Genomic DNA, 24,738 nt, shown 5'->3' with positions numbered 1-24,738 from the left:
CGAAAACCGCCTGGCCTACGACGGGTTGCACCGAGGAGTCTCGCTCGCATGAAGAAAATCGGCCGGATGTTCATGGTCGCCGCAACGGCGATGACCTCCGTCACCATCCTGAGCAGTCCCGCACACGCCAGCAACGGCAACTACGTACTTAGGAGCATCCGCACGAACCTGTGCGCCACCTACCAGACCTACGGTGGCGCCATGGTCGTCGACATGGAGACGTGCAACGGCTCCACGTCACAGATATGGCACTGGAACAGTCCCGACAACAACGCGTACGGAGAGTTCAACGCATATACCGCTCCCAGCACCTGCCTCGGCATCAACCCGAACAGCACTCCCCAGGACCCGTCGGTCGGCGCCTGGGTGTGCGGCACGATTCCCACTGATCAGTCTTCGGTGTGGATGCAGAGGGACTCCGCAGGCGGCGGGACAGAACTCTGGAACCAGAACGCCATGAATCAGGGCCGTGACAGATGGCCCAAGCAAATGCTCGCGTTCTGGAGTGCCGAAGACACTTTCCTGACGCTGGCGCCCGCCGACACGCGAGGGGGCCCCACGTCCTGGGATCTCATGGAGACGACGTGAGGTGAAGCCGACGGCACGGACCGGCTTTGTCAGCCTGAAGCCGGCTCCATTGCCTGTCAGTCGTCGCTGAGAGCCTCGTCCAGCAGTGCGCCGCCCACGAGGCCGGTCGCACCGGCGCCGACGACCGCGCCCATGCCGAAGCGGCGGCCCTGCTGCTGTTGCCCGGGGGCGGGCTGCTGCACGCGTGGCCGAACGGGTCGAGACTGCGGCGCGCGCCGGAAGTTCAGCGGCCGGGAAGCGAGGGACGGTCGTGGGTCTGATCACGACCGGGAGCCTTGCCGATGCACGCGGGCTGGCCGAGAACCTGGCCGCCAGCTGGGTGCTGGAGGGCGAGCGGGTCCTGGTCCTGGAGGAGGCCGCCCCCGTTTCCGGCTTCTTGCTCTAAACTCCGCTGCCACCGCGGTGGCGAAAAGCAATTCGCGTGGGCGGTGTTACCTGCTTCTCCTCCGGTTTCGCATCGGGGCCAACCGGGTTCCACAGAGTAGCTATTCGGTGGCCAGACCCGCCGCCTGGCCCATCTCCGTGTCCCGTTCTGCTGAGCTCGGGCGGGCGGGGAGGTCGTCGGTATCGCCGACGAGCCAGTGCAGGAAGGCGATGATGTGCGCGTTCATGTCGGAGCCGACGTCGGCGACGGCCGCCTTGGCCCGTTGCTGGAGGACGGGGTCCGGGCGGTAGACCACGGCCGGGTACCTGTGTTTGCTGGGCATAGGTTTCAGCATGTCACGGTGGCTAGCCACCCGTTCGAATCATCCATAAAATCAAGGTGACTTGCCATCCGGACGCGGGCATGCGCACTGCACGCACACTCGTCCTGCCCACCTCGGGGCCGGCGCCCCCGGAAAGGAGGAGCTCTGATGACTGCTCCCGATCAGGCTCCCGTACTGATCCTTGACGGGCTCGGAACACGGCGGGTGGCCCTGCTGCTGTTCTGGCCGCATCCGCTCGGCGGCCAAGCCCACTGCCTCGCCCGCCTGGTGCTCGGCACGCCCACCGCACCGGCGGTTGCGGTGCTCTCCGAACTCTCCAGCAATCCCGACAGCCGAGGGCTGGTAAGCGACATGCCCGGGGCAGCTCGGGCCTTCGTACAGCGCATGAGCCCCTACGGCGCGCCGGCGCCGGAAAAGGTGGTGTGGCTGGCCCACCACAGCTCGTTCTCCTCGCCGGACGATGACGGTGGACGCGAGACCTACACCCGCGTGCAACTCACCTACCGCGACGGCACCTTCCACGACGACCTCGCCGGGCACCACCTGCTCAGCCCTCAGCAGGTCCAAGAGCAGGTGGTTCCGTTGGGCCTCCACCCGGTGCCCGAAGTGCTCGCCGAGCTGCGCTCGGTGCGGATCTGAGAGGTACGCGCCGCGGCATGGCCCTGCCCCCGACCCGCAATCTGTCCGGTACCACCCTGCTGCGCTCGGTCCGCGAGCGAATAGCCCCCTACCGCGAGGTGATCCAACCACTGAACAAACAGGTGGCGATCATCCGGTTCGGCACCGCGGACGACGACCCTCCCGTGCGGCGCTTACGCATGGAGGCCGCCCGTATCTCCGCCGAGCAGAAGGTCAAAACCTTCTCCTATCTTGGCTTCGCAGTCGACCACCAAGTCCTCGACCCCGCCATCTCCAGCGCTCACTTCGCCGGGCTGCTGGAGCAGTTCAACCAGGACCCGCGCGTAGCCGCGGTGATCGTGCAGTTCCCCCCGCCGCCCCGGCTGACGCCGCTGGTGCAGCGGCTGGACCCGGCCAAGGACATCGACGCACTGCTGGAAGAACGCTCCCTCCAGCCGGCCTGTGCCACAGCCGACGGCGTCACTCGGCTGGTGCTGCCGTTCGCCCAGGACCGTCCCGCCATCGCGGTGGTGGGAGCGCGTGGATTCGTCGGCCGAGGCGTGGTCCGGCTCCTGGCCGCCGAGGGCCTGGCGGTGCGGGAACTCGACGCGGGCGACGATCTGCGGGCCGTGCGCGATGCCGATGTCGTCGTCTCCGCGACCGGGCAGCCGCACCTCCTGACGCCGGAGCACATCCGCCCGCACCACCGGGTGGTCGTCGACTCCGGCTTCATGCCCCGCGAAGACGGCACGGTCGCCGGGGACGTCCACCCCGCCGCCGCTGCCATCCCCCAGTGTCTCACCCCTGTTCCCGGCGGTGTCGGCCCGGTGGAGATGGCGGTACTCATGGACCGCATCGTCCGCCAGGAGGCTGCCCCCGCCCTCAAACCCTGGGCATCACCCGCGGTTTCCTATCTGACGCGCAGTCAGGTTGCCCAGGTCGCCCGCGCTCAGCCCGCCATCCCACGGCCGGCAGCAGCACCCGACGCCCGCCGGCCCTCTCCCCACCAGGACCGGAGCCACGGCAGGAGGTCCCTGTGACCACACACCCGGACGCCCTGGACGGGGCGACGTACAGCACGCTCTCCGCCCGTGCGATCGCCGCCGCCGTCCACGGCGGCCGTCTGTCGGCCCGGGAAATCACAACAGCGGCGCTGGAACGGATTGCCCAATACGACCCGGATGTCAGGGCTTTCCACTGGCCGCCGACACAAGCGCTTGCCGGCGTGCGCCAGCACATCGTCCCAACGGACCCTCTTCCCTCCCACCGTGATGGCGTGCAGGACCCAGCAGCGATCCGGGAAACCCTTCTGAGGCTCGTAGCCCAGGACAGACTCGCCCTGCTCCAAGAACGGACGGATACCACCCAGCGAATCGTCGTCCGGCACAAGTTCCAACGCTTCTCCAGACTTCGGCCATGCATATGACGCTCTGTAAATCAGCCGAGGTTAACAACAAGATCTGGCCCGCTCGGTCAGGCACCCGCTGCGTTGCTTACAGCTTCAGCTCCAGTAGGAGGGCCATGACGCCGGCCAGGGTCGCGCTGCTGACGATCTCTATCTGTCCTTTGAGCGTGATGTCTGCGACACCGTGACTCAATGGCCTGCGGCTCGCAGGAAACAGTTGGCGGCGAGACACCGGTTCTGTGCAGATTGACCTTGCGAGTTCGGCGAGAGGGGGGAACCGATGGCGTCCGGCGGGCATCAAGCTAGTGGCGTGGGCGAAGGTGCCGACGAGGTCCATGAGCGCTGGTTGCGGCTGCTGAATCGCTCCACTGGAGAGCCCGGATATCGGGATGAATGGTTCGACGAGCAGTGCGGCGGATGCCAGTTCTGGATCGCGTTGAGCGGCGAGTTGGGCCTGGACTGGGGGTCTGTGCTCGTGCCGACTCGCTGTTCGATGGGCGGGTGCGCTTCGAGCACGACGGTTGCGAGCGCTTCGCCGTTCGCGAGGATGGAACCTTCGGCTTAACGTCCTCTGGGGGACTGGCGGCCGCACCTCGCTGCTGGCGATCGCTCCGACAGGGCGACTTGGGTGGATGAAGTGCCTATGCTGTCGCTGTGCGCGCTTCTCTCATTGCTGCCCGTGGGCACGACCTCGATGTCTTGGTCAGACTTCTCGCGGATATGGGTGTTCATGACCTTTGGGTGATCAAAAATGTAGCTGGCGACGGGCTGATATTTGATCCCCATCCCGACATAGTCATTGGTGCCCTAGATGTGCAAGATGCGAGTGACTCGGCGAGCTCGCAAGAAGGATTCAATAATTTCGATGTTCTTCTGCGCCTAGGGCAAGCGGTCTCGCGCGGCATCCCCAGTCTCCTTATCGTGCCGCCACCTTTGAAGCCGCCCAGCTGGATCCGAGGGCTATCAGTTGCGCTTTGCGCCCCTGACAATCGCCCTGCGCTTGAGGATCACATTTGGGCGTTGACTGCGAATATCGCGAAAGGGATCGAGCGGAAGGATTCGCTCGATGAATTTACCCCGATTGACGTGCCGCGCTATCTATTGAGGCTTCAGGAGGTTGAGCGAACCTATCACGAGAGTCTGCCGCTCAGTGTTGGAGGCTCGGGAAGGATCGGGCAGGCCTATGCCGAATTTGAGCGTCTAATTTCCGAGTTGCTCGTTGCGTCTGGTGCGGCATTGGCCGAGCGGCCTGAAGGTGTTCGCCGTCATGATTATGCAGACTTCGCCTTTATTCCGTCAGGCGGGTCATCTGTCGTAGTCCTGGCTGAGTGCAAGTTGGTATCGCGCAAGAGGCGGCTTCATGAAGATGAGGCCACCTTGCATCAGAAGGTATCTGCGACCCACTCGCAGCTGGGGCTGCTCATTTATCACTCCATTGACGGAACGGAGCCGGCGCCTTCGCGTTATCCGACGGCCCTAGTTGAGCGCATTTCGGCGACGGCGCTCATCGAGAGGCTTGGGGAGAGCTCGCTCCCAAAGGTGATCTCAGATGCCGTTGCGCAAGCGGCGGCGAGGTACTGAGATGGGTGCTTACTCTAAGCCTGAGATCTCGCGCCTGATTGCCGTTGGCAAGGATAAGTCACTCAGTACGAAGGAGCGGGGGGATGCTCTAGAGTCTTTGGTCTGCTACCTACTCCAAGGGATTCCTGGGGTTCTGACGAGGACTAACGGGATAGATCCTTTTAGGGGTTCCGAAATCGACATATCTGTGGCCAATGCTCAGACCGGCATGTGGATGAATGTACTTCCTTCGCTGTTCTTGGTCGAGTGTAAGAACTGGGATGCACCAGTAGATGTGAAGGCTGTCGGTGCCTTTATTTTGAAACTGCATGAAAAGGGTGTCGAGTTGGGGGTTATGGTTGCGGCGAACGGGGTGACGGGCAACCAAGATAACCTCACTGCCGCCTATATGAAGATCAATCTTGCGCAGCAGGCCGGGCGGCGTGTACTTGTTGTGACGCTCGACGACCTCAAGGCTTTGGGTCATTCGGAGGAATTCTCTAAACTGCTCTGTGAGCGTATGCTGGAATGTGTTGCCGCAGGGCGATTCTAGGCAGTTTGGGGGAATTCTGGCGGTGTCTATCGATTAAGTGTGGGGCTGGAGGCCTCCCTTTGTCGAATGGTTTCTGCCTTCATCTGCTCGTCGATGCGTGCGCTATGCCAGATCACGCCTTCGAACTTCTCGTAGGCCGGGGTCCATGTGCGGGTGAGCACTGCTTTGAGATGGTTGTGGAATAAAAGGTTCCGTCCCGCGTTGCGACGGGTTCGGCTGAACCATAAGGCGCTTTTTTCGTGTCGCTGCTCATGGCCGCGGTGGCGTTCGGAGAGCCGGCCTTGGGTGCGGCCGGGCCTGAATGTCACGAGTGGCTTGGAGGGTGGGCGCCATGCGTCCGTGTCGGCCCAGTGAGCGATGGCGTCGCTATGGTCGTGACTGTCTCTGTAGGGGTAGTTGATGCGCTTGCTGATCTCCCCATAGAAGTGTTCGCGTTCAGCTGGTGTGCTGCTGGCCAAGCGTCTCCAGTGGGGTGAGGCGAGGAGGGCAGCGACGCTGACGGCTTCGGGATAGACGGCGGCGAACAGACGGGAGGCGCTGTACGACTTCTTGACCGTCTCGGGCGGAATGAGGACGTGGGCGCGTTCGTCCCAGGTGTGCCAGACGTGGTGCGGGTTCTCGGGAGGTTCCTTGCCCGTCCAGATGTGCCCGCAGAAGGTGAAAGCGGTCAGCAGCGCGTCGTAGGTGGCGGCCCAGCCGTGCTGGCGCAGGATGCGCAGGTGCTTGCGCTGGGCGCCGACGATTTCTGGCAGGCCGGCCAGACTGACGGAGGGCTGGTCGGCATCGGGCGGACCGATCCAGACGCTGTGGCGGGTGCAGACGTAGCGGTGGTGCGGCAGGAGTCTGGTGACTCTGCCGCCGGGGTGTTTGCTGTCGCAGTGGTGGCAGCCGGGTTGTGGCTGGTGGCGGAACATGGCCCAGTCGGGTTGTGGGGTGCGCAGTTCGGGCAGGGCGCTGGCGAGGGCGTGAACTGTCCGGCCGGTGACGGCGGCGAGCCGTTCGGGAACGACGACACGGCGCATGCCGCCGGAGGCTTCACGTTCGGTGACGTGGCGCCAGAGGGCGTTGATGTCGAGGCCGTGGATGGTCGCCAGGCGGCCGATGTAGGAGGCGGCGATTTCGTGCTGTGCGGGTGGGACGGGGTCCGGCAGGTGGGCGAGCATCAGGCGACGCGCCTCCGGCGCGAGCGGGGCCGTTCGGGGGCGGTGAGGGCCTCGGAGCGTTCGGCGGCGAAGTCGACGGGCACTGTCTCCAGAAGGTCTTCGGTGATGCGCTCGCTGCCGTCCTCGATGGCCAGCACAGCAGCCCCGCGGATGAGCTGTGACAGGCTGCCGATCATGCCGCCGGAGCGGTGGTAGAGGTACTCGCTCAGGCCCGACAGCGTTCCCGGCTGGTGGTCGTGGAGCCGCAGCATGGATTCCAGCGTGCCGACCAGGGACCGCCAGGCGTCCCGGTCCGTGCCGGGGGCGTAGGAGAACGGGACGGCTGGGATGACAGTGAACCGCCCGGCGATCTGGCGGCCGCGGGTGCCTGCAAACGGGCCTTGGTCCTCGACGTCGATGCCCGCGTAGGCGAAGGTGGCAGGCAGCCTTTCGGCGAAGTACTTCAGCTGGTCGGAGGCTTCGGCGCCGGTGCGGGTGGCCAGGTTCAGGTTGTGCAGTTCGTCGACCAGGACGAGATCGACGTGGACGTGTGCGGCGGTGGCGCAGACCGCGTTGACCACGTCGGCGATGTTGAAGCGGGCGGGGAAGTCCAGGCCGAAGAACCGGGCGAACTCCATGGCGAGCATCTTCGGCGTGGCGGTCGGCGGGACGGTGACGTAGATGACCGGGAGCCGGGAGTGGTCGTGCGGGTGGCGCTTGCGGACAGCGATCTCATGAGCCCGCCCGAGCTGGGACAGCGCGGTGGTCTTCCCCGTGCCTGAGGCGCCGCTGATGATCACGCCCCGGCGGGCTGAGATCTGTTGCCGGTTGAGCTGGACCAGGAGCCGTGAGGTGGCGACGACCTTTCGGATGGTCGGAGTGTTCACCAGCGGCAGGTCGGCGTGGTAGTTCCGGCGGTGTTCGTCGTCGTGCAGCTTCTCCTGCCGGGACAGTGCGGCCCGCTGGGCTGCGGTCAGCAGCGCGGGCGGGGGCGCTGCGTGCTTGACGAAGCGGCGCCACCCCTCCTTCGTGGTCAGATGATGATGATCTCCCGTCGGGCGATCATGGCGGGGATGTCGGCGAGCGGGATCCATTCGAGCCGGTCCGACTCGTTGCGTTCCGTGGGCTCACCGATGCGCCGGGCTTTGTCTGCGCGGAAGACGAAGTGCTGGGAGTCGGTGATCCCGGCGGCCGGCTGCGCGTAGATCAGCTCCCGCATGGTCTCCGGGCGCCATCCGGTCCCCTCCTCAAGCCCGCGGGCCGCCGCGTCGGCCGGGCTTTCACCGTCCGCGACCAGGCCCATGGGCAGCTCCCAGGCCCAGGTGTCGGTGACGAAGCGGTGCCGCCACATCATCAGGACGTGCTGCTGGTCGTCGACGGCCGTTGTGACGGCGATGTCCCGCAGCCGCACGACGTGGTAATCGGTGCGGGTGCCGTCCGGTTGCTCCACATCCAGCGAGCGCAGCCGTACCCAAGGGGTGTCGTGGAGAGCGCGTTCGCCGTGGACGGTCCATTGCTTGCCCAGTTTGCTTTCGGCTGTAGAGACAGAGAGTACGGAGACAAAGTGCTGGGCGAGCCGCGGCCTTGCTGCCGATAATGCGCGGTCCTGGTTGGTGAGTTTGGGGCTCGGCTCCGGCTTCGGCCCGTTGCCCTCGACGGCGGTCAACGGGCCGTGGGCGTCGCCGGCCAGTACGGGGAATGCCTGGCGGATCTTGGCGAACAGAGCGCGAAGGCGGGCGGGCCCGTAGGTGGTGGCGGCGGCGAAGAGGGCGTCCAGCGCGGCTTGGAGCGGATCGGGCTCCAGGGCGGCAAAGAGCGCCGGCAGAGCCATGCCCTGCTGTGACATGTCGGGCATGTCTTCGCCGAGCGACGGCACCGTGGTCATCGGTATGCGCTCGTCGTTCAAGAGTCGGTCCCAGACCTGGTCGTGGTCGTCACCGTCGAAGGGCGCCGGCAGGGGTGCGCCCTGCTCGGCTGCCGCCAGGGCCGGTGCGATCCAGTCGACTTCGGCGAGTTGGGCGAGGTCCAGGGCGCGGCGGGCTGCCCAATGGGCCACTTCCCGTTGGGTTTCGGAGGTGGCGTCCGCGATGGCGTCGACGAGGTCGCGGTTCAGCTGCGCCATGGTGCGCGCATTGCCCTCCAGCTGTCGCAGTCGTTCGGTGGGAAGGCGGCCGCCCCACTGTTCGCGCTCCCACTTCTCATCCCGCTCCCGGTTCTGGCGCTCCTCTTCGGCTGCCTGCGCGAGTTGTGCCCGGTACAGCATCTCGACCTGCTCCTCCGGCGAGGGCGGTGGAGGCAGCTTCCGGGCGACACCGTGCCAATAGGCGGCAGGGCCGCTGGTCTGCTTCACCACCTGGTCGGGGGCGGGCTGGGCGGGCCAGAACTGCAGGAGATACCGGTCCAACTGCGGTTCGCAGTCCATCCTGACACTGGCGGTGTCTGCTTCGTCCATGCCAGTGGCGCAGTACCGCACACGGTAGGAACCGGGTACCAGGTCGAGCGGCCAGGAGCCCTCGCCGCCCCACTGGACGAGCAGTGTCTCCTCCGTTGCCGGGGTGAAGGAGACCTCCACGATGTCCTCCCAGGAGTCGTCCAACGGCGGCTCGCTGTCGTGGACTTCGACGGTGAAGCCGACGCTCCCGGTGTGCAGCCCCGTGATGAGGTCGAGCCGGCCAGGCACAGCGGCACCGCAGAGCCCGTTGACTTGCCCGGCCCGTGGCTCGCCCAAGACGTGGTCGTCCGGAAGGTGGGCCGATAGCCGAGCTATCTCTCCACAGATGTCGTCTTCACCTTCGCTTTCCACGGTGAGCTGGTGATAGCAGACGTCCACCTCGCCATCGAAGACCGTTCGCATGACGCTTCCTCCCCGATCGTCGTCACCCGCCGAAGCGGCTCGGGGATCAGTGTGGACGGTGGGTCTGACAGCGAGGGTGCTGTTGGGGCCACCCTCTGCGGTCCGCGGACCATCCACGTGTGCGCGGGGCCGAAACGCTGCTATGAATCCGCATGCAGGCTGACGGCGACCACGGCGCCACTGATGCGCGGATTGTGGCGGCCCCACGGATGACGGTCCTTGCGTACGGGCAGCAGGGTGAGGAACCGGTCGCGGATCGGGTCGGGGATGGATAGTGGACGCCATACACGGATCCCCCGGTGATCATGAGCGTAGAGACCTCCATGACTGGGCGAACCGCGCCTGCCCCGCTGCGACCTCCCCCAACACCGCACCTATTGGCAGACGTCCTAAGCCATCTCCGTGTGGGCAGGGCGGCGCTGCGACGGCGCGGCCTGTCATTCGCCGTTCAGCCCCCAGTCATCGAGGCCGGAGAAGACGAGCGCTGTCCTGGCTATGGGCGCGTCCAGGCACTCGGCCTCCCCACGGTAGATCGCCACGAGTGAGTCTGTGCCACGCCACCATGTGTCGGCCAGGCCCGCTACTTCTGGCACCGGCTTGTAGCCCTCGAGAGCCAGCTCCTCGACCTCGTCACCGGTGCGTTTCGTGATCTGCTTCGCCCACATCGCCGCATGCCGGGCGAGCGCGACGGACTCGACCCATCCTTCTACGCTCCTGTGCAGAGGAACCCACCGATCGGCGTGTATGCCGAACTCGCCCTCGGGGCCGACCATGAAGCTGTAAGGGACAGCACTGCGTTGAGGGCCGGCCTCGAACCACCATCCTTCCGGTGCCGACCCCTCGGGAGCGTCTGGGCAGAAGAACCGGGGGCCCCCGTCGTACTGCGGGGCGGGTGGCAGGGCCAGCCCGCCCCAGCGTCGGCCGAAGGCAGCCGCACGATCGATCGCGAGCTCGTCGATTCCCAGGCCCAGCCAGCGGCTCCGGTACTGCTCGACCTCCACCGCCTGCACACGCAGGCCGTGCACGGCTATGAGGTTTTGAGCCCGTCGGGTAAGGCCGTCCGGCGCAACAGCGCGGTAGCTATCCACAACCCGGAAAGTACACCGGGCGCGGTTGTGGTTCGGAGGGGAGAGCGTGGTCAAGCGGTCGGGCTGTGGTCCCCGTGGCCGGCGTGGGGGCGAAGGTCGGGCAACTGACCACTTCCGCGTGGCGGTCAGCTCTTCCATGTCCGCGTCCGTGAAGCCGTAGGAGTGGGCGCCGGCTATCTCGTCGCCGAGCCATGGTCTCGATCTTGATTGACGGCGGCCGTGCGAAGCTCCTGGTGGGCGGCCAGTTGAGTCCCGGCTGATGGCCACCGGAATTCCCGGTGAGTGGCCAGCGGAGTGTTCCTGATCACGCCTGTACGAGTGCGGCCCCTCCGTCCGGTTTGCTGATATTTGCGTGTATTAGCAGAACCGTCCGGAGATGCCTCGTGACCAAGTCTGACAGAGAGATCATGGAAATCCTTGAGGCACACGACCTCACCCGGACGTTCTGGTCGGCGGCGGAGCCGGCCCGGTGCGACCCGAAGACCGTCCAGCGGTATGTCTACGCCCGAGACGTCGGGCGGAACCCGTTCGAGCGGGCTCCGAGGCCGAAACTGATCGACCCGTTCCTGGAGAAGATCGAGGAGTGGGCCGACCAGCCGAAGGCGAAGATCCGCGCCGATCTCGCCCACGACCGGTTGCCGGCGATGGGCTTCACCGGCCGTGCCCGCTCGACGCCGCGGGCTGTGAACGTGGCGAAGACCGTCTGGTGGGCGGGCAAGCGCCGCACCTACCGGCCCTGGATACCTTCTCTGAACTTGCCTGAGTGATGATCGAGTCCGTCGTCTCAGTACTCGCGGTGGAGTTCGTGGTAGGTACGGAAGTCGAAGAAGCGCAGGCCGTCGATCACGGTTCCGGACTGGATTTCCTGCAGAGTCCAGGGATGGGCGGAGTAGTCGTCGGTGGCCACGCCTCCATGCTCAAGCAGCAGCGCGACCAGTTGGTGAACCTCTGCGATGCCGTCGATCCGCCCGGAGACATCGATCTGCACTGCCCAGCTGGGGTGGTGTTCGACGGCCGCTTCGAGGACCGCGACGTCGTCGGGATCCCAGTCGGAGAAGAGGTAGCCGGTTTGCTCATCGTCGATGTCTATGTAGAGGTTGCCGGCCAGAGTCCACGGATTCCGCTGCTGGGGCAGATGCTGATCGAGTGAGGCGATGGTCTCAGCTCGCTCACCTGCGGGGAACACGAAAACGCTGCGCATGTGATGGAGCGTAGGCGGTGCGGCTTCGCGGCGACTACGGATATTCAGGGCTGGGGCGGGTCGGCCGATGTGGTGCGGACGGCGATGTCAGCGAAGGTGGGCATGCCGAGGTCGACGGCCGCGGTGCGTCGGGCGATGAGGTTGTCGAGCTGGGCGAGTTTGGCGTTCGCTGCGGCCAGGCTGACCTTGAGCCCTTCGGCCTCACCGCCCCAGCCTTCGCGTTCGGCCTCGGCGATGCGGGCGATCAGGTTGTCGCGGATTTCGATCAGCCGTGGCCGTTGGGCCGGGTCGGCCCGCAGTAGCGGGCATCGGATGCAGCTGTGCTCGTGAATGCAGCTGGTGCCGTAGGCTCGCCCGCAGTCGCCGAGCGCGACCTTGCGCCGTTCGAAGTGGCCGAGGAACTCCTCCCACTCTTCCTCGGTGGGGCTGCGGCATTCCTCGCTCGGGCGTAGTTCCCGGCGGCGGGCGATGAAGGCGCGGTGTCCGTTGATGGCCTCTTCGGGATAGACCGCTTTGTAGCCCATGGTCGTGTTGATGTCGCGATGTCCGAGGATCAGCTGGGCGATGTGGGGCGGCATGCCGTTCATGACGGCGTCGGTGGTGAAGATCCTCCGGAAGTCGTGCGGCGCGAAGTGCAGCGGCTTGCCGCTCGTGTCGGTCAGCCCGGTGCAGGCCAGCGCGTCCTGCAGGAGGTCACGGAGGCCGGCGATGGGGATCGGCCGATCCTCCAGGCCGATCTTGCGCTGGAACAGCAGCGGCATAGGCGGATTCCAGACCTTCTCGTGGTGGTCGTAGGCGATCACAAGGGGGACGGCGCCGTCAGCAGTGCGAACACGGCAGATGATCGCGGAGAGGACATCGGCGAGTTCCGGCGAGATGACCAGCAGCCGTTCCTCGTCGGTCTTGGACGGGGCGATCTGCAGGAGCGGAGCGAGTTCGCCGGTGCTCGGCAGCCGGTATTGGACCAGGCTGTGGTGCGAGATCTCGCTCAGTTCCTCGATCCGGATGCCGGTCATGCGCAGGACCTCGATCGCGGCCCAGCCCCAGAAAGCGTTGCTCTCCTCCCGCGCCAGGTTCCGGCGCTGGCCGGTGGCGGGTTCTTCAGCCCATAGGTGCGGCGAGTGCCGCTTGAGGATCGCGCGCCGCAGCGTCTGCCCGTCGGCGGTGAACAACTCGCCGGGGCGGGCCCGTCCGCCGGCCTCCAAGCGGGCGGCGGCGGCCTTGCGGTTCCGGTCGACCGCTTCGCTTAGGGACGGCAGGACGGGAAGTCGCTCGCGGGTGCGCTGATCCATGCGGGCCTTCTGCCGGGACCTCATCTTGCGATGCTGGACGTCGTCGGCGCGGACCGGGCAGGGGACGGCCCACGGGCCCCAGCGGGAGGGTTCGTCGAGCGCCCACTGAGCGAGGTCCAGGTAGAACGCCCGCACCGTCATCAGGGTGTCAGAGGCGGTGGCCCGTTCCACCGTGGTCTCCACGACCTGGTCGTGCTCGTCGGAGGTGCGGACGGTCCGGGTCTGCAGGCGCCGCTTCCAGGCGGCGGCGACGTCCGGTGCGAGCCGGAGCGAGTCGATGCCAGGGTGGTGCTTCTCCAGGTCCTTCCAAAACCACAGCCCCAGCGCGGTCGCCAGACCGGTCAGGGTGTTGTAGTCGACGGACGGCTGACGTTCTCGCAGGTAGTCGACCAGCAGGTCGCGGACGGGGCGGCAGGCCAGGTCGTAGCGGTCGACGAGTTGCTCGACCGCGAGCTGGCCAGGGAAGCGTGTGCTGAACATGCGGACCGAAGACGGCGCGTCGGCGGGGAAGACGCCGAGGGAGTGCAGCAGTTGGTAGAAGAACGGGCTGTGTCGGGTGGACTTGGCTGGCCCTGGGAAGACTTCCCGGCTGGTCTTGAGCAGTTCCAGGCAGTCGTTAGGGGTGACGTGCAGGACCGTGCCGCCCTTGGCCGCCATGATGAGCGCAATCTTCTCGATCGCGGGCAGCACAGTGGAGTCGCCGACCGTGCTCGCGGTCCGCAGGGCCCGGAGCTTTGCGATGGCCTCGCCGTCGCGGACGCGCTCCATCTCGTTCGCGATCCGAAGTGGTGAGCTGGTGGCCATCAGCCAGCCCAGATCCGGCCGTAGGACATCGCCACCGATCAGCTGGACCAGGCCCATGCCGAGGATGCTGAAGATCCGCTCGCCGCGAGGGCCAAGGTTGTCGACACCCTTCAGGTCGCTGATGAGGCGGATCCGCCAGTCCACGTGTCCGTCGATGCCCGCCCCGCTGGCGTTCCACCGTTCCTGCCAGGTGCTGCCGGGCTGCATCTCCAGCCAGTCGAGCACCTTGAGCAGGGTCAGCTTCCGATTGCAGCGCGTCTTGGAATCGTGTCCCACGAACGGCGGCCTAAGCATCCGGGCCACCACGGCGGCCCGGGATTGTCGGGTCGCGGGCCAGCTCTTCGGGTTGGTGCGAGGCGGGAACCTCTTCCAGAGGGCCACGGCCTCCGCGCTGAGCTGCCATGGCCGAGTGGCCACCGCGGCGGTGATCGTGGGGGTGGTCACGGCCGCCCCCGGCCGAACAGGACGTCCAGACTCTCCGGGCGGTAGTGCAGCGACGGCGCTGTGGGTTCTGTCTGCTTTTCTGTCTGACGGCGGTGGTGGGCCAGGACTCCTTCGATGACGTCCTCGGCGGTGGGCGTGACATACCGTTGAGTCGTGGACAAACGGGCATGTCCGAGGACCCATTGGATGTCTGTGATCGGCATGAGCGGGTCGCGGGCCAGCCGGTAGGCCGCGGTGTGCCGAAGGTCGTGCAGCGACCAGTTCGACCCGAGCGCAGCGTTCGCGCGGACGAACATCGCCCGCGCGGCGTGGTAGTTGAGTGCGCGGAACGGCCGTCGCAGCGTCCACCACAGCGGGACATCCGGGCCGGTGGGCACCCGCCCGTGTATCTGTTGCTGGTAGAGCCGCAGCCAGACGAACGCGTCTGGCGAGGCCGGCATCTGCTGCATCGCGCGTGACCCTTTGCGCACCACCGTGACCAGCTGCCGCCCCGGATCCGTGCCCGAGGACACGACGCCGAGCAGTTCCGAGGCCCTGGCTCCGGTCGAGATCCAGAAGGCGACCAGAGCCCGGTCGCGGTCCGAGGACAGCCTCGCGAACAGTTCGTTGAAGACCTCATCGGGGATCTGCCGGGGAATTCTCTGAGGCTGCCGCGGCCGGAACAGCCCCGACCGCTGCGGGCGCCACGTCTCCATCGGGTTGTGGTGCGAGTTCACCCGAGGCGCCCTGGCCAGTGGAAACGGGTTCACCAGCGGGCCGGTTCCGGCCTCCAGGTGGTGGGCGTAGAAGCTGCGGAGCACCGTCTCGCTGTGCGCGACCGTCGAGGAGGCATAGGCCGTCCCGATCGGCCGCTTCCCGGGGATCGGATTCACGGCCCGGTCTGTACGCGGTTGTGCACGTTGGGCTGTACGTCGGCGTCGGGGAGGCTTGGCGGTGATCTGGATCCACCGCGAGAAGTCGCGGGCCTCGATCCTCGTCGCCTCGTTCCACGGCACCTCGATCGCCCACAAGAAACGGAACCACCGCAGCAGATCCATGCCGTAGGAACGCTGCGTCGTTGCGGGCCGACCCGCCGCCTGCAACTCGTGCAGATACGCGGTCACCGCACCCACCGGGAACCCCGCGGGGTCAACCAGCTGATACGGCTCCCATAGATCGCCAGCCTCCACGAGCGAGCCCACCCGAGGAACCACCAGCGAGTTCAAGTTCCTTGGAACATCCTCACCTTCAGCCATGGCAGGGGACCGTAACCACCCCGCTTCCCGCCTGCCCGAAGAACAAGAAGAGAACGTCCCGTAGTTCAGTCAACACGCCCGAGCCCGGGATGTGGCTGCAGTTCGACTGGGGCGAGGGTCCGAGATCGACGGACGGCGGACCTGGCCGTTCTGCGCGTGGCTGGCCTGGTCTCGTTTCCGCGTGGTGATCCCGGTCTGGGACTGCACCCTCGGCACGCTGGTGTCCTGCCTGGACACCACACTCCGCCGACTGGGCGGGGCACCCACCTACGTGCTCACGGACAACGTGAAGACGGTCACCGTCGAGCGCATCGCCGGGATCGCGGTCCGCCATCCGCAGACCGTCGCCGCAGGCCGCTACTACGGCTGCCAAGTGGAGAGTTGCGTCCCCTACGACCCGGAGTCCAACGGCGGGGCGGAGGCCACAGCCCGGATCGCAAAGGCGGACCTGGTGCCGACGGAGGCGAACCTGCGCGGCCAGTACGCCAGCTTCGCCGAACTCGCCGCCGCCTGCGAGACGTGGTGCGAGCAGGTCAACAACCGGCGCCACCGTTCGACCGGGCAGATCCCCGTCGACCGGCTCCACGTCGAACGCCGTCTGCTGCACCGGCTCCCAGACGAGCCGCTCGCGCTCGCGCTCGGTGAGGAACGCCTGGTCGGCGACGACCAGACGGTCAGCCTCGCGTCCGTGCACTACTCGACCCAGCCCGGCCACGTCGGCACGAAGGTCTGGTGCCGCGTGGTCGGCGACAAGCTGGTGGTGACCGCCCGTCAGGGCACTGACCTGGTCGAAGTAGTCCGCCACCAGGTCTCCACCCCGGGGCTCCGCGGATCCTGGACGAGCACTACCCGCACCATCCCGGAGGCCGAAGCATCCACAAGCCCCGTCCGAAGCCGCGGACCGAGGCCGAGGTCGCGTTCCTCGCGATCGGTCCGGGCGCCGAGCGGTGGCTGCTGGAGACCGGACCGGCCGGAGCCGTCCGGATCCGCGCGAAGATGGCCCGCGCGGTCGAGCTCGCGACCGTGGTCGGAGCCGACCTGGTCGACCGGGCCCTTGGCCCGGCGGCCGTCAACGGCCGCTTCAACGACGACGACCTCCCGGCCATTTGGACGCGACCACCGCGGTCGGCGTCACCGTCCGTGCGGACGAGGCCCACTCCGTCCAGCCCGGTACCGGCGGCTGGGAGGCCCTGGGACAACCCCCGGGCTGACGGCGGTCAGTCGCCGATGAACCACAAGTAGCGGTGCGGTTTCTGCAGCACGGTCCGGCCCAGGGCACGGACCTCGTCCACCCACTGCCCCTGGCACCCGTCAGGGAGCCGGTCCAACTCCTTAAGCAGCACCGACATTTGGCGCTGATTGAAGGCCGCGTCGCCATACGGATCCAGTCCGCCCAGCATCGGGAACTGATCCCGGTCGAGGTCACCCACGGTCTCGAACCACGACAGGCCGCAGCCCGCCCTGGCGACGACGACGTCGTTCTCTTCTCTCACCACCATGCTGATCACCCGCTGACGCTATCCGGCCGACGCGATCACGAACAGGAATTATCCGGATGACGTTTCCCCAGGACCCGGCCCTGCCGAAGGAACTGGACCGGTTGATCCGCCGCATGCGGCTCCCTTGCCTGCGCAAGACCGCCCCCGACGTCCTGGCCACCGCCCGGGCCCAACGCTGGGACCCAGCCAGGTCCGCGCGTCCTGATCCACGAGGAAGTCACCGGCCGCGACGCGGCCACCCGTCGGTTCCGCCGGTCCTCCGCGAACATCATCGGCCGCACGGCCGAGAACATCGGCCCCGTCGATGAGATGCTCATCGAGCCGGAGACAAGCTGGTACGAAGCATGCGCCGCATCCACGCACCCCCTGCTGCGCCGAGTCGCCGCGGCCTGTCCCGGCTGCCGGAGAAGCTGGTGCACCGCCTGGCCGACGACCCCGACGCGGACGTCCGCCACGTGCTGGCCTGCAACCACCCGCTGGCGCCGCCCACGATCACCCTCGACGCCTTCATCACCACGCCAGGCCAACGCCCCTACCTGCTCACGCTTCCCCGCCTGCCCCGCACTGGGCTACACCACCTCATTGACCACGGTGATCCCGACCTCCGCGCCCTGGCCGCCTCTGATACCAGCCTGGTCCAGCCACCCGTCCACCTGCTGACCGACCCGGAGCCGCGCGTTCGCCGAGCCGCGGCCGCCAGCCCGCTCCTTCCCCTCGACCTGATCTCATCACTCCTGAACGACCCAGGCCTCGCCAGAGGAGCCGCAGCCAACCCGAACCTGCCCGCTGAACGCCTTCACGAACTGCTCGACCTCAGCGGGCTGCCCCGCGCGGCAGCACAGTGAGCCTGCGGATCCCTCAAGGTCATTCGCGGAACTCCGGCCAGAGCCACGGATTTCCCCCAGGGGCGGCGGGTGGGAGTTCATCCCAGCGCTGTCTCATGGTCGTCACGAGGAAGGACTGTGGGAGTGTGTGAGGCCGCCCGCGTGGAGGGTGCCTCTACGGGGTTGGCCAAGGAAATCGGCTGCGCTCGGGTGGACTGGCCAGGCAGCATGGCGGGATGCCGGATCTGCTGTGGGACGACGTCAAGGACTTCTTCAACCCTGAGCTGATGGGGTCGCTGCCGGACGTGCGTGTCGCAGACACCTCGGTCGAGGACTGGCAGGCCGTGCTTGACCTGGTGCGGTCGCAGGGGTGGCCGTGTGAGTACTCCGAGGACGGTGCCGCGGTTCGGCTGCCGCGAGCTGCGGACATGATGGCCCGCAGCGAGAGCACCGACGCATTGTTGCGGGTCTGGCCCGCCACGGGATTCCTGGCGATCTTTCGGGCGTATGAGGCCGGCTCGATCGACTTCGATGTTGATCTGCGGGAATTGCATGGACAGGACGGCGTCAATGTGCTGTGTCGTCTGCTGCGGGCGATCGGGCGCCGGCTCGGCAAACCGGTGGTGTTGGCTCCGGAGTCCGATCCGCTTCACCCGGTTCTGCGATTCGATGTTGCGGCCGACCGCGTGGTGCTGCTGGCGGATCCGCACCTCAGCTGACCGCTGCGGGCGGCGAGATCGCGGATCTGGCGCGGGCAGCTTCGGGGAAGCGCCGAAGTCGGGCTCCTCCAGGGATGGCCTGCTGCTCGGACTTCGCCTCCTGCAGGCGCCGTTGGAAGGCCACGGTCTCGACGGGTCCACCAGAGTCCCGTAATAGGTGACGAGTTCGGCGTACGACTTGTTGATCTTCGGGGCGTGAAGGTCCGGCCGGTCGACGCCGGTTCGCAGGTTATCCGGGATCAGTTGGCGCGGGACACCGCCGAAAAGCTGGAACGCCTCCGCGTGGGCCTCTGTCCAGGCGTTCTGGCCCACATGCACCACGGGCTGGACGAGCATGTGCCGTGAGCAGGGCAGCACCATCACGAACGCCCAGATCCGGCGCCGCTTGCCGGTGCTCGGATATCCGCTGGCCCAGAAAGCGTAATCGATCCAGGCCTCCGAGCCCAGCTCGACGTCGTCCCGCGGCACGGTGACCTTCGACCTGGCCGTCATCTCCGGCGGATTCTCGTGCACCCGCCGGCAAAACGAGGACAGCGATGCCTTCAACTTGTTTTCGTCGGGAAGCGGTTGGTGGATCGTGATAACAGTCGGGGTCTCCAGCAGGCTCTTGATGTGCTCGTGGTGCTGTTCGATCTCGCCCCAGGTGACTTGGTTAAGGGGCGGCTGGTCAGTTCCGGGCACCAGCTCTTGATCAGCTTGGCCAGTCCGCCTCGCTCATCGGCGGCCCGCCTGGGGTGATCCCGGCCGCCTCCGCCGACCTCAGATACTTCCTGTTTGTTGGGCGTCACTCGGAAGCCGTTGCCGCCCGACGGCTCCGACGCGACAGGGCAAGCCATGCACCGGCTGCCAGGACGGCGGCCCCGGCACCGCCGACGAAGACCCACGGCTGCCACGAGTTGGCCTTCGTCTCGTCCCCTGCCACGGCAAGGAGTTTCCTTGAGATCTGCTGTCCGTGATGACCGGTGGCCGTGACCGTGTATGTGCCTGCAGGTGTTCTTTCGGGGACGGTGACCCACGTCGCATAGACCGTGGATCCGTCGTCACACTTGCAGCCCGGATTATTCGGGTTGTCAGGTCCTGTTTCTTTGACGTTGTGAGAGCCGCCGAACGCACCGGAGTTCACAGCCACTGTATGTTCGTCCGGCGCGGCGTGATCGTCAGAGAGGACGATCAGTACCTTCCCGCCGGGACGGACTTCCCGACCCTTGTGCTCCAGGTCGAAACGTCGGATCTCGGCCGGCCCCTGTGGCAGGGCTTTCAGCTGCGCGGCCGCCATGGTGCGTCCGTTGAGTTCGGCAGTGATCGGGTATGTACCCGGCCTGATGCCGCTGCGGACGGGTACTTGCGCATTCCGGTATGAAGGGGTTCGGCGGAGTGTGTGGCCTCTTTTGTTCCGGGGTCTGGCGCAGCGGGGTGGTCAGAGCGGGGGAAGTAACGGTCACAGCGTCCCATGGCTGCGGCAGCCCCTCGATGGCGACACCGAACCTGTCTCCGACCTCGACTGGCACATGAGCGAACGTCAGATGTGGCCCGGCTGGGACCGTGGCGCCGGAGGATGCCACAGCTGTGCCGGTCATCGTCAGCAAGGACACGAGCAGGGCCATCAGGGGCACAGGCTACGGCATAGCTTGATCTTTAACCTCGATGGTCAAATGCGTCCTCGAACTTAATCACTCGTGAGGGTAACTCCCGTACGTGCGGGCGGCCTTCGGCTGATCATGTGCTCCGACCAAGGACACACATGCTCAGCACGAAGGCCGTGGGATGAGTCTGTAGCACAACGCTGCTCTGGTAGAGCCGTTCGCGGAACTGTCACGCTTCCGGGGCGAGTTCTACTCGTGCCTGACCTCGCGTGCGGACGCGCTGTTCGAGCTGACGGATGCGGTGTTGTGTGCGGACGGCCCGGTCAGGTCGCTGGTCGAGCTGTCGCTGGTGGGCGAACACCGCCGTGGGCACGGCAGCCTGTACTCCGCCCTGTCGACGGGGCGGGTGGACGTCTCCCGGCTGCGTCGGGCCCTGGCGGGGGTGCCGTTGCCGCGGGCGGCTGACGGCCGGCTGGTGTTGGCCGCCGACATCACCTGCTGGCTGCGGCCCGATGCGCATACCTCGCCCGAGCGGATTCTGTGCCACACCTACGGTCGCGGTAAGGACCAGCACATTCCCGTTCCAGGCTGGCCGTACTCGGTGATCTGTGCGCTGGAGACGGGCCGCAGCTCCGGGCCGTGATCCCGGTGCGACATGGATGTCCGTCGTGATCGCGGAGCGCTGCAGGGCGGGTCATGATCTCGCGGCGCAACCGGCCCCTATGAGCGGCGGTAAAGAGTCCTCGATGACTGGGACAGTCAGCCTCTGGTGACGGATATCCAGTGAGCCACCACCGGTGACCAGTGTCAGCTGCCGGCGTACTTGTGCAAGTGCCCAGGAAAGTACGGATGAATGGGCTCTGCCGGATGTTGGTCTGAACGCTTTGTGAGGCGGGCCCATGGGACGATCGTGTTGTGGAGAGCCCTGATCCTTCGTTCCGCCGACGCCTTCTGATCGAGTCGCTGAGCGTGCTGGCGGCTGATGCTCAGACTCAGGTGGCCTGGCTGGTCAAGCACGGTGTGATGACGGACGAGATCGCATTGGATTTCGAGCATACCTTCCGCATGGCCGAGGTCCTGGTGGAGGAGGAGCAACTGGATCGTCGCGTCTTGCCTGATCTGCACGGGATCGAGGCCGTACTCAGCGAGATGAGCGGTAGCGAGAACGCTGATCGATGGTCAAGGGATGCACTTTCCAGCGATGAAGGGTGGAGCCGGAGCCGGCGGTTGGCCCGTCGGGTACTCGTCAAGGAACTTGGTGAGTGGGATCAGCCCCTCCCGGAAGTCTCTGTCATCCGGTGACGGGCTCGATCGTTCTTACCGGTCGGGCTGCGCCGGTCTGTAGCCCGATGGCCTTGTGGCGGTTCGGAACAGCCCCACCCCTGCGGGACGGACGCTTCCCGACCTGCGCCTTGTTGGGGCATTTGCCGTTTCTTTACCGGGGTTGCTGGGGTTCTGACCTTTGCAGGAGGGGAGAGACACGTGCCCAGGCGATGCAGAAGCCGTCGTTGAGCAGGACGAACTCGGTGACCTCTTCGCCGGCTGTGTGGGCCGGGCGCATGAACTGATCAGTGCGGCCGTCCGGTGTGACCCCCTCCAAGGCCTGGCCGGCCTCGTCCGGGTATGCAATCCAGAGAGTGCCGTCCGCTGACAAACGGGAGCACGGATGTCCCGTGCCCGCATATTCCCGCCGCCATGCCACGGCCCCTGAGAGGTCGACCATCGTCAGTACCGTCTCAAGGGGATTGGTCCCATAACTGGATACGTACAACGGACCGTACGAGTCCTGTGTGGCCACAGAGCAGATCTGGCCTGGCAGGGTGATGCGAGCCGAGAGTGTCATGGCCCCGCATCATGCCGCATACCACCGGCCTTGGCCGGGGACGGTGCAACTGTTCCGCTCACCACCGTCCAGCCGTTCACGATGGCTGTCGCAGCGATCAGTGCGTCCGGCGGACCGGGCGAACGACACGCCAGCCGCTACAGCCTGCAGCGTGCCAGAACAATGCAGTTGAGGCTGGAGGATCAGCCCGGCACACTCGCCCGGTGAGCCACAACGAACAAGCGGGCAGATGGGACGGACCCTGGTACAGGGTCTGCACGGAGCACTTCGAGGCGGCGTTCCTGCCGAATGCCGGCGAGGACTTGGAATCGGTGGACAACATCGACGTCTTCGTGGACCTCAACGACGGAACTCGGTGGAGTGCGACCGTCATCACCTTGGCTCAGGTGGAGACCACTATGGAGCGGTGGGCGGCGACCGGGGAGGCCCTCGGCGGCGCCTACTTCTCGTGCTCGGACGGCCTCATCGTCCGCGACGCCGGCATCAGCAATATGACCCAGGTCCTCGTCGGCCTGGTGGAGACCGGCGACTTCACGCACATCCTTCAACGCATCGACGAATGACCGCAGCCCCGGTCCACGATGGGAGCCACACCGCCGCCTGCTCGTTCCGGGCCGGTACCGGCCACTTCTCCGTCAGCACCGTCGTACCGCTCAGGCCATCTCCCCAGTCCGTGGTTGCACCGGGGAGACATGATCACCCTGGACAGATTCCATGTAACTTTTAAGATGCTCAAGCGCCAGATTTTCGGCCGAGCAGGCTTCCAACTCCTTCGGAAACGCATCCTGTTGTCGTGACGGAGAGTGGCGGCACCACAGAAGTCGAGCCAGAACCGGTTCTCGGTTACGAAGCCACTCGTCAACTTCCGGGCCAGGGAACCTATGTCATCACTGCGGATCACGCCCTCATTGCTATCAGCCGACGACCGGGCAGCCCCCGGCGGACCGTCACCTCCGGTGGTTCTGCCACGACCTGAAGTGGCAAGGCGCCGAACCTGCGAACTGCACACACCCGCAGACTCTGAGCCGGATGGGTTGTCAGGTGTCGTCAGTTTTGCCGTACAGCGGCACCTGCTTGAGGGGGTCGCGCCGTCCGGCGCCGTGGCGGCGGTCGTAGACGGTGTCGGCGGTGTGCGAGCCGTCCGCCCAGCGGCCGGCGAAGTTGCGCTCGGCGAGAGGAACTCCGGCCTCGGCCATGTCGGTGTTGCCGCCGGCGCGCCAGGAGTGACTGGTGACCTTCTTGCCGTCGATGTAGGGGACGCCCGCGCGCTCGGCGAGATACTGCAGACGTTCGTTGAGGGAGCCGGGGCGCATGCGGTTGCCGCGCTTTCGGCCCGGGGGGTAGGTGACGAGGTTGCCGCCGCGGGTGAGGGCGCGGAAGAGCGGCTCGTCGGGGCCTGCGCCGCCGAGTTGTTCGAGCACGGTGCGCCAGGCGCGGGCGCGGCGGACCAGTTGCAGGTCGGCGCGGTCTTCGATGAACCGGCTTGATCCTTTGGCGACTTGGTCGGTCTTGGAGGCGGCGACGGTGACGTGCAGTCCGGTGTCGTAGATCTTCACGCGCTTGTTGAGCTGGTCGGCGAGTTCCATCTCCCGGTGCAGATTGGAGTAGGCCAGGGCGGCCAGGAACGCGTCGCGCTTGCCTATGACGGTGGACTCGTCGACGGCGGCGATGATGCGCAGGTTGTACTCGAGGGTGACCGCCGCCGAGCGTTCGACGGCGCCGCCGGCCTGGACCCATGCCTTCTTCCACGCGCGGATACGGCCCTTGACCCGGCTGGGGTCGGGGCGGTAGTCCACCGGCTGCCAGTTGTAGATCCGGGACATGTACTGGCTGACACTGTCCGGCTTGAACTCGCCGGCCTTGCCGCGCCGGATCAGGTGCAGTCCATAGGCGGTGTAGGTGGCCGTGGTGCACGGATACGGCAGTCGGGGCGGGTCTTGCGCTGCGCACCAGGCTTCGAAGGCTCGGATGGTCGAGTCGCGGTTGGCCAGGGTGTTTTCGGCGAGGTCTTCTTCCTGGAGGTCGTCGATGTCTTCCTGGGAGAGGCGGAAGTCGGCGTCGGTCCAGGCGGGGCGCCAGTCGGCGCGCGGCGGGAGCTGGCCGGGCCCGAGCATGGTGTGCTGGTTGACGAGGTAGGCAGGCCCGGACCGCACGGGGGGCAACTGCCCCTGGCGCGGGAGGAGTTCGGCCTCGATTACCTCGGCCTCGGCGCCCGTCCGTCTGCTGTCGCCGGTCATCGGCGGGTCCCGGCGAGCGGGAGTTGGACGTCAGTCCCGGTCCTGGGCGGGACAGGGCAGTCGGGGTAGCCGGAGTGCTCTTCCGAGGTGGTGGTGATGCGGGCGACCGCCTCGCGGACGTCGGCGACGAACCCGGCGTCGTGCGCGCCGAGCATGTCGGCCGGAAAGCCGTCGACGACGTCGACGAGGCGGAGGGTCGTAGCGGGGGAGTGCCCGGCGAGGTGTGTGCTTACAAACCGGATGAGAAGCTCAATTTCCGCATCAGCGCTCATACTTCTCGCCGTCTCGTTCGTGTGTTCGCAGTCGCCGGGGTTGGCGGCTATTCCAGGGAGAATACCCGGCTACTCGATAGTAACAGGTGAGAGGCGGTCGGTTCGGAGGGTGGATTCCGCAGGCGCCTCTCTGGCGGCCTCTCGCGGGTGCCGGGATCCGATCACACCGACCCTCGCGCGTTCGGCCGCTAGAGAGGTCGTTCTGTCGGTCGATTTTTCTGACGTTTAGTGAAGAAAGTTACAACGTGACTGCTCTGTCTGATCTGGCGA

The 24,738-nt window shown here is 66.5% G+C and carries 25 protein-coding genes and 1 pseudogene; 14 read left to right on the top strand and 12 right to left on the bottom strand.

All coding sequences use genetic code 11. The features are described from left to right. Positions 1-48 precede the first annotated feature (48 nt). Together ACIHFE_RS30015 and ACIHFE_RS30010 are read left to right on the top strand one after the other, a co-directional pair. Entirely contained in the window at positions 49-588 is a 540-nt protein-coding gene (locus ACIHFE_RS30015; protein WP_400111542.1) for an RICIN domain-containing protein, read from the top strand. Positions 589-838: 250 nt separating this feature from the next. Continuing rightward, the gene (locus tag ACIHFE_RS30010; RefSeq protein WP_400111540.1) at positions 839-973 is read left to right on the top strand and encodes a hypothetical protein; all 135 of its coding nucleotides are present in this window, start codon (positions 839-841) and stop codon (positions 971-973) included. 100 nt (positions 974-1,073) lie between these two features. Here the strand turns inward: ACIHFE_RS30010 and ACIHFE_RS30005 are convergent, their stop codons facing one another. Beyond that, entirely contained in the window at positions 1,074-1,295 is a 222-nt protein-coding gene (locus ACIHFE_RS30005) for a hypothetical protein (RefSeq protein WP_400111538.1), read from the bottom strand. Between the two features lie 147 nt (positions 1,296-1,442). Here ACIHFE_RS30005 and ACIHFE_RS30000 point away from each other — a divergent pair, with 147 nt between their 5' ends. The 5 genes from ACIHFE_RS30000 to ACIHFE_RS29980 all read left to right on the top strand — a co-directional run bounded on the left by ACIHFE_RS30000 (position 1,443) and on the right by ACIHFE_RS29980 (position 5,431). Then, positions 1,443-1,934 carry a hypothetical protein gene (locus ACIHFE_RS30000; protein ID WP_400111536.1) on the top strand — a complete coding sequence of 164 codons (492 nt, stop codon included), beginning with the start codon at positions 1,443-1,445 and terminating at the stop codon, positions 1,932-1,934. A gap of 17 nt (positions 1,935-1,951) precedes the next feature. Further along, positions 1,952-2,953 (top strand): tetrahydrofolate dehydrogenase/cyclohydrolase catalytic domain-containing protein, encoded by a 1,002-nt coding sequence (locus ACIHFE_RS29995; protein WP_400111534.1) that lies wholly within the window; start codon positions 1,952-1,954, stop codon positions 2,951-2,953. Next, positions 2,950-3,339, top strand: a complete 390-nt coding sequence (locus ACIHFE_RS29990) for a hypothetical protein (RefSeq protein WP_400111533.1) — start codon at positions 2,950-2,952, stop codon at positions 3,337-3,339. Before ACIHFE_RS29995 ends, ACIHFE_RS29990 begins: the two co-directional genes overlap by 4 nt. Positions 3,340-3,972: 633 nt before the next feature. Continuing rightward, positions 3,973-4,899 carry a hypothetical protein gene (locus ACIHFE_RS29985; RefSeq protein ID WP_400111531.1) on the top strand — a complete coding sequence of 309 codons (927 nt, stop codon included), beginning with the start codon at positions 3,973-3,975 and terminating at the stop codon, positions 4,897-4,899. Beyond that, positions 4,868-5,431, top strand: coding sequence for a restriction endonuclease (locus ACIHFE_RS29980; RefSeq protein WP_400111529.1), 564 nt, complete (start codon positions 4,868-4,870; stop codon positions 5,429-5,431). The genes ACIHFE_RS29985 and ACIHFE_RS29980 overlap by 32 nt, the downstream gene beginning before the upstream one ends. A gap of 26 nt (positions 5,432-5,457) precedes the next feature. On the opposite strand, the gene ACIHFE_RS29975 is transcribed toward ACIHFE_RS29980, so the two are convergent. From ACIHFE_RS29975 to ACIHFE_RS29960, 4 genes are all read right to left on the bottom strand, one after another. After that, a complete protein-coding gene (locus ACIHFE_RS29975) occupies positions 5,458-6,594 on the bottom strand; it encodes a hypothetical protein (protein ID WP_400111527.1) in 1,137 nt (378 codons plus the stop codon). Further along, positions 6,594-7,667, bottom strand: coding sequence for a TniB family NTP-binding protein (locus ACIHFE_RS29970; protein WP_400111525.1), 1,074 nt, complete (start codon positions 7,665-7,667; stop codon positions 6,594-6,596). The genes ACIHFE_RS29975 and ACIHFE_RS29970 overlap by 1 nt, the downstream gene beginning before the upstream one ends. Next, positions 7,607-8,098, bottom strand: a complete 492-nt coding sequence (locus ACIHFE_RS29965; RefSeq protein WP_400111601.1) for an NUDIX hydrolase — start codon at positions 8,096-8,098, stop codon at positions 7,607-7,609. Before ACIHFE_RS29965 ends, ACIHFE_RS29970 begins: the two co-directional genes overlap by 61 nt. Before the next feature lie 1,766 nt (positions 8,099-9,864). Then, complete coding sequence (locus tag ACIHFE_RS29960; RefSeq protein ID WP_400111523.1) at positions 9,865-10,515, bottom strand: hypothetical protein; 651 nt, start codon at positions 10,513-10,515, stop codon at positions 9,865-9,867. Between the two features lie 383 nt (positions 10,516-10,898). On the opposite strand from ACIHFE_RS29960, the gene ACIHFE_RS29955 reads away from it, so the two are divergent. Continuing rightward, positions 10,899-11,282 (top strand): hypothetical protein, encoded by a 384-nt coding sequence (locus ACIHFE_RS29955; protein WP_400111521.1) that lies wholly within the window; start codon positions 10,899-10,901, stop codon positions 11,280-11,282. Positions 11,283-11,299: 17 nt separating this feature from the next. Here the strand turns inward: ACIHFE_RS29955 and ACIHFE_RS29950 are convergent, their stop codons facing one another. From ACIHFE_RS29950 to ACIHFE_RS29940, 3 genes are all read right to left on the bottom strand, one after another. Beyond that, a complete protein-coding gene (locus tag ACIHFE_RS29950; RefSeq protein ID WP_400111519.1) occupies positions 11,300-11,716 on the bottom strand; it encodes a hypothetical protein in 417 nt (138 codons plus the stop codon). Between the two features lie 44 nt (positions 11,717-11,760). Then, positions 11,761-14,088: a tyrosine-type recombinase/integrase gene (locus tag ACIHFE_RS29945; RefSeq protein WP_400111517.1), complete on the bottom strand. Its 2,328-nt coding sequence runs from the start codon at positions 14,086-14,088 to the stop codon at positions 11,761-11,763. Between the two features lie 164 nt (positions 14,089-14,252). Beyond that, positions 14,253-15,491, bottom strand: coding sequence for a tyrosine-type recombinase/integrase (locus tag ACIHFE_RS29940; protein ID WP_400111515.1), 1,239 nt, complete (start codon positions 15,489-15,491; stop codon positions 14,253-14,255). 181 nt (positions 15,492-15,672) lie between these two features. Between ACIHFE_RS29940 and ACIHFE_RS29935 the strand changes: the two genes are divergently transcribed. Then, positions 15,673-16,722 carry a hypothetical protein gene (locus ACIHFE_RS29935; protein WP_400111513.1) on the top strand — a complete coding sequence of 350 codons (1,050 nt, stop codon included), beginning with the start codon at positions 15,673-15,675 and terminating at the stop codon, positions 16,720-16,722. Here ACIHFE_RS29935 and ACIHFE_RS29930 read toward each other — a convergent pair. Continuing rightward, positions 16,709-16,990, bottom strand: a complete 282-nt coding sequence (locus ACIHFE_RS29930; protein ID WP_400111600.1) for a hypothetical protein — start codon at positions 16,988-16,990, stop codon at positions 16,709-16,711. The two genes, ACIHFE_RS29935 and ACIHFE_RS29930, sit on opposite strands and share 14 nt — an antisense overlap. 344 nt (positions 16,991-17,334) lie before the next feature. Between ACIHFE_RS29930 and ACIHFE_RS29925 the strand changes: the two genes are divergently transcribed. Both ACIHFE_RS29925 and ACIHFE_RS29920 read left to right on the top strand, forming a co-directional pair. Further along, positions 17,335-17,835 (top strand): hypothetical protein, encoded by a 501-nt coding sequence (locus ACIHFE_RS29925; protein WP_400111512.1) that lies wholly within the window; start codon positions 17,335-17,337, stop codon positions 17,833-17,835. Between the two features lie 215 nt (positions 17,836-18,050). Then, the gene (locus ACIHFE_RS29920; protein ID WP_400111510.1) at positions 18,051-18,533 is read left to right on the top strand and encodes a hypothetical protein; all 483 of its coding nucleotides are present in this window, start codon (positions 18,051-18,053) and stop codon (positions 18,531-18,533) included. Between the two features lie 784 nt (positions 18,534-19,317). On the opposite strand, the gene ACIHFE_RS29915 is transcribed toward ACIHFE_RS29920, so the two are convergent. Then, entirely contained in the window at positions 19,318-19,809 is a 492-nt protein-coding gene (locus ACIHFE_RS29915) for a hypothetical protein (protein WP_400111509.1), read from the bottom strand. A 512-nt stretch (positions 19,810-20,321) separates the two neighbouring features. Here ACIHFE_RS29915 and ACIHFE_RS29910 point away from each other — a divergent pair. The 3 genes and pseudogenes from ACIHFE_RS29910 to ACIHFE_RS29900 form a co-directional block, all read left to right on the top strand. Further along, positions 20,322-20,750, top strand: a pseudogene (locus ACIHFE_RS29910) (transposase); the annotation flags it as partial. Positions 20,751-21,031: 281 nt separating this feature from the next. Continuing rightward, on the top strand, positions 21,032-21,418 hold the full coding sequence (locus ACIHFE_RS29905) for a hypothetical protein (protein WP_400111507.1): 387 nt from the start codon (positions 21,032-21,034) through the stop codon (positions 21,416-21,418). 744 nt (positions 21,419-22,162) lie between these two features. Next, complete coding sequence (locus ACIHFE_RS29900) at positions 22,163-22,522, top strand: hypothetical protein (RefSeq protein WP_400111506.1); 360 nt, start codon at positions 22,163-22,165, stop codon at positions 22,520-22,522. A gap of 474 nt (positions 22,523-22,996) precedes the next feature. On the opposite strand, the gene ACIHFE_RS29895 is transcribed toward ACIHFE_RS29900, so the two are convergent. Together ACIHFE_RS29895 and ACIHFE_RS29890 are read right to left on the bottom strand one after the other, a co-directional pair. Beyond that, entirely contained in the window at positions 22,997-24,196 is a 1,200-nt protein-coding gene (locus tag ACIHFE_RS29895) for a hypothetical protein (RefSeq protein ID WP_400111504.1), read from the bottom strand. Then, positions 24,193-24,468 (bottom strand): hypothetical protein, encoded by a 276-nt coding sequence (locus ACIHFE_RS29890; protein ID WP_400111502.1) that lies wholly within the window; start codon positions 24,466-24,468, stop codon positions 24,193-24,195. The genes ACIHFE_RS29895 and ACIHFE_RS29890 overlap by 4 nt, the downstream gene beginning before the upstream one ends. Positions 24,469-24,738 lie beyond the last annotated feature (270 nt).

The organism is Streptomyces sp. NPDC052396 (assembly GCF_044593195.1).
Classification (GTDB): Bacteria; Actinomycetota; Actinomycetes; order Streptomycetales; family Streptomycetaceae; genus Streptomyces.
This window is presented reverse-complemented; position numbering and strand designations above follow the sequence as displayed.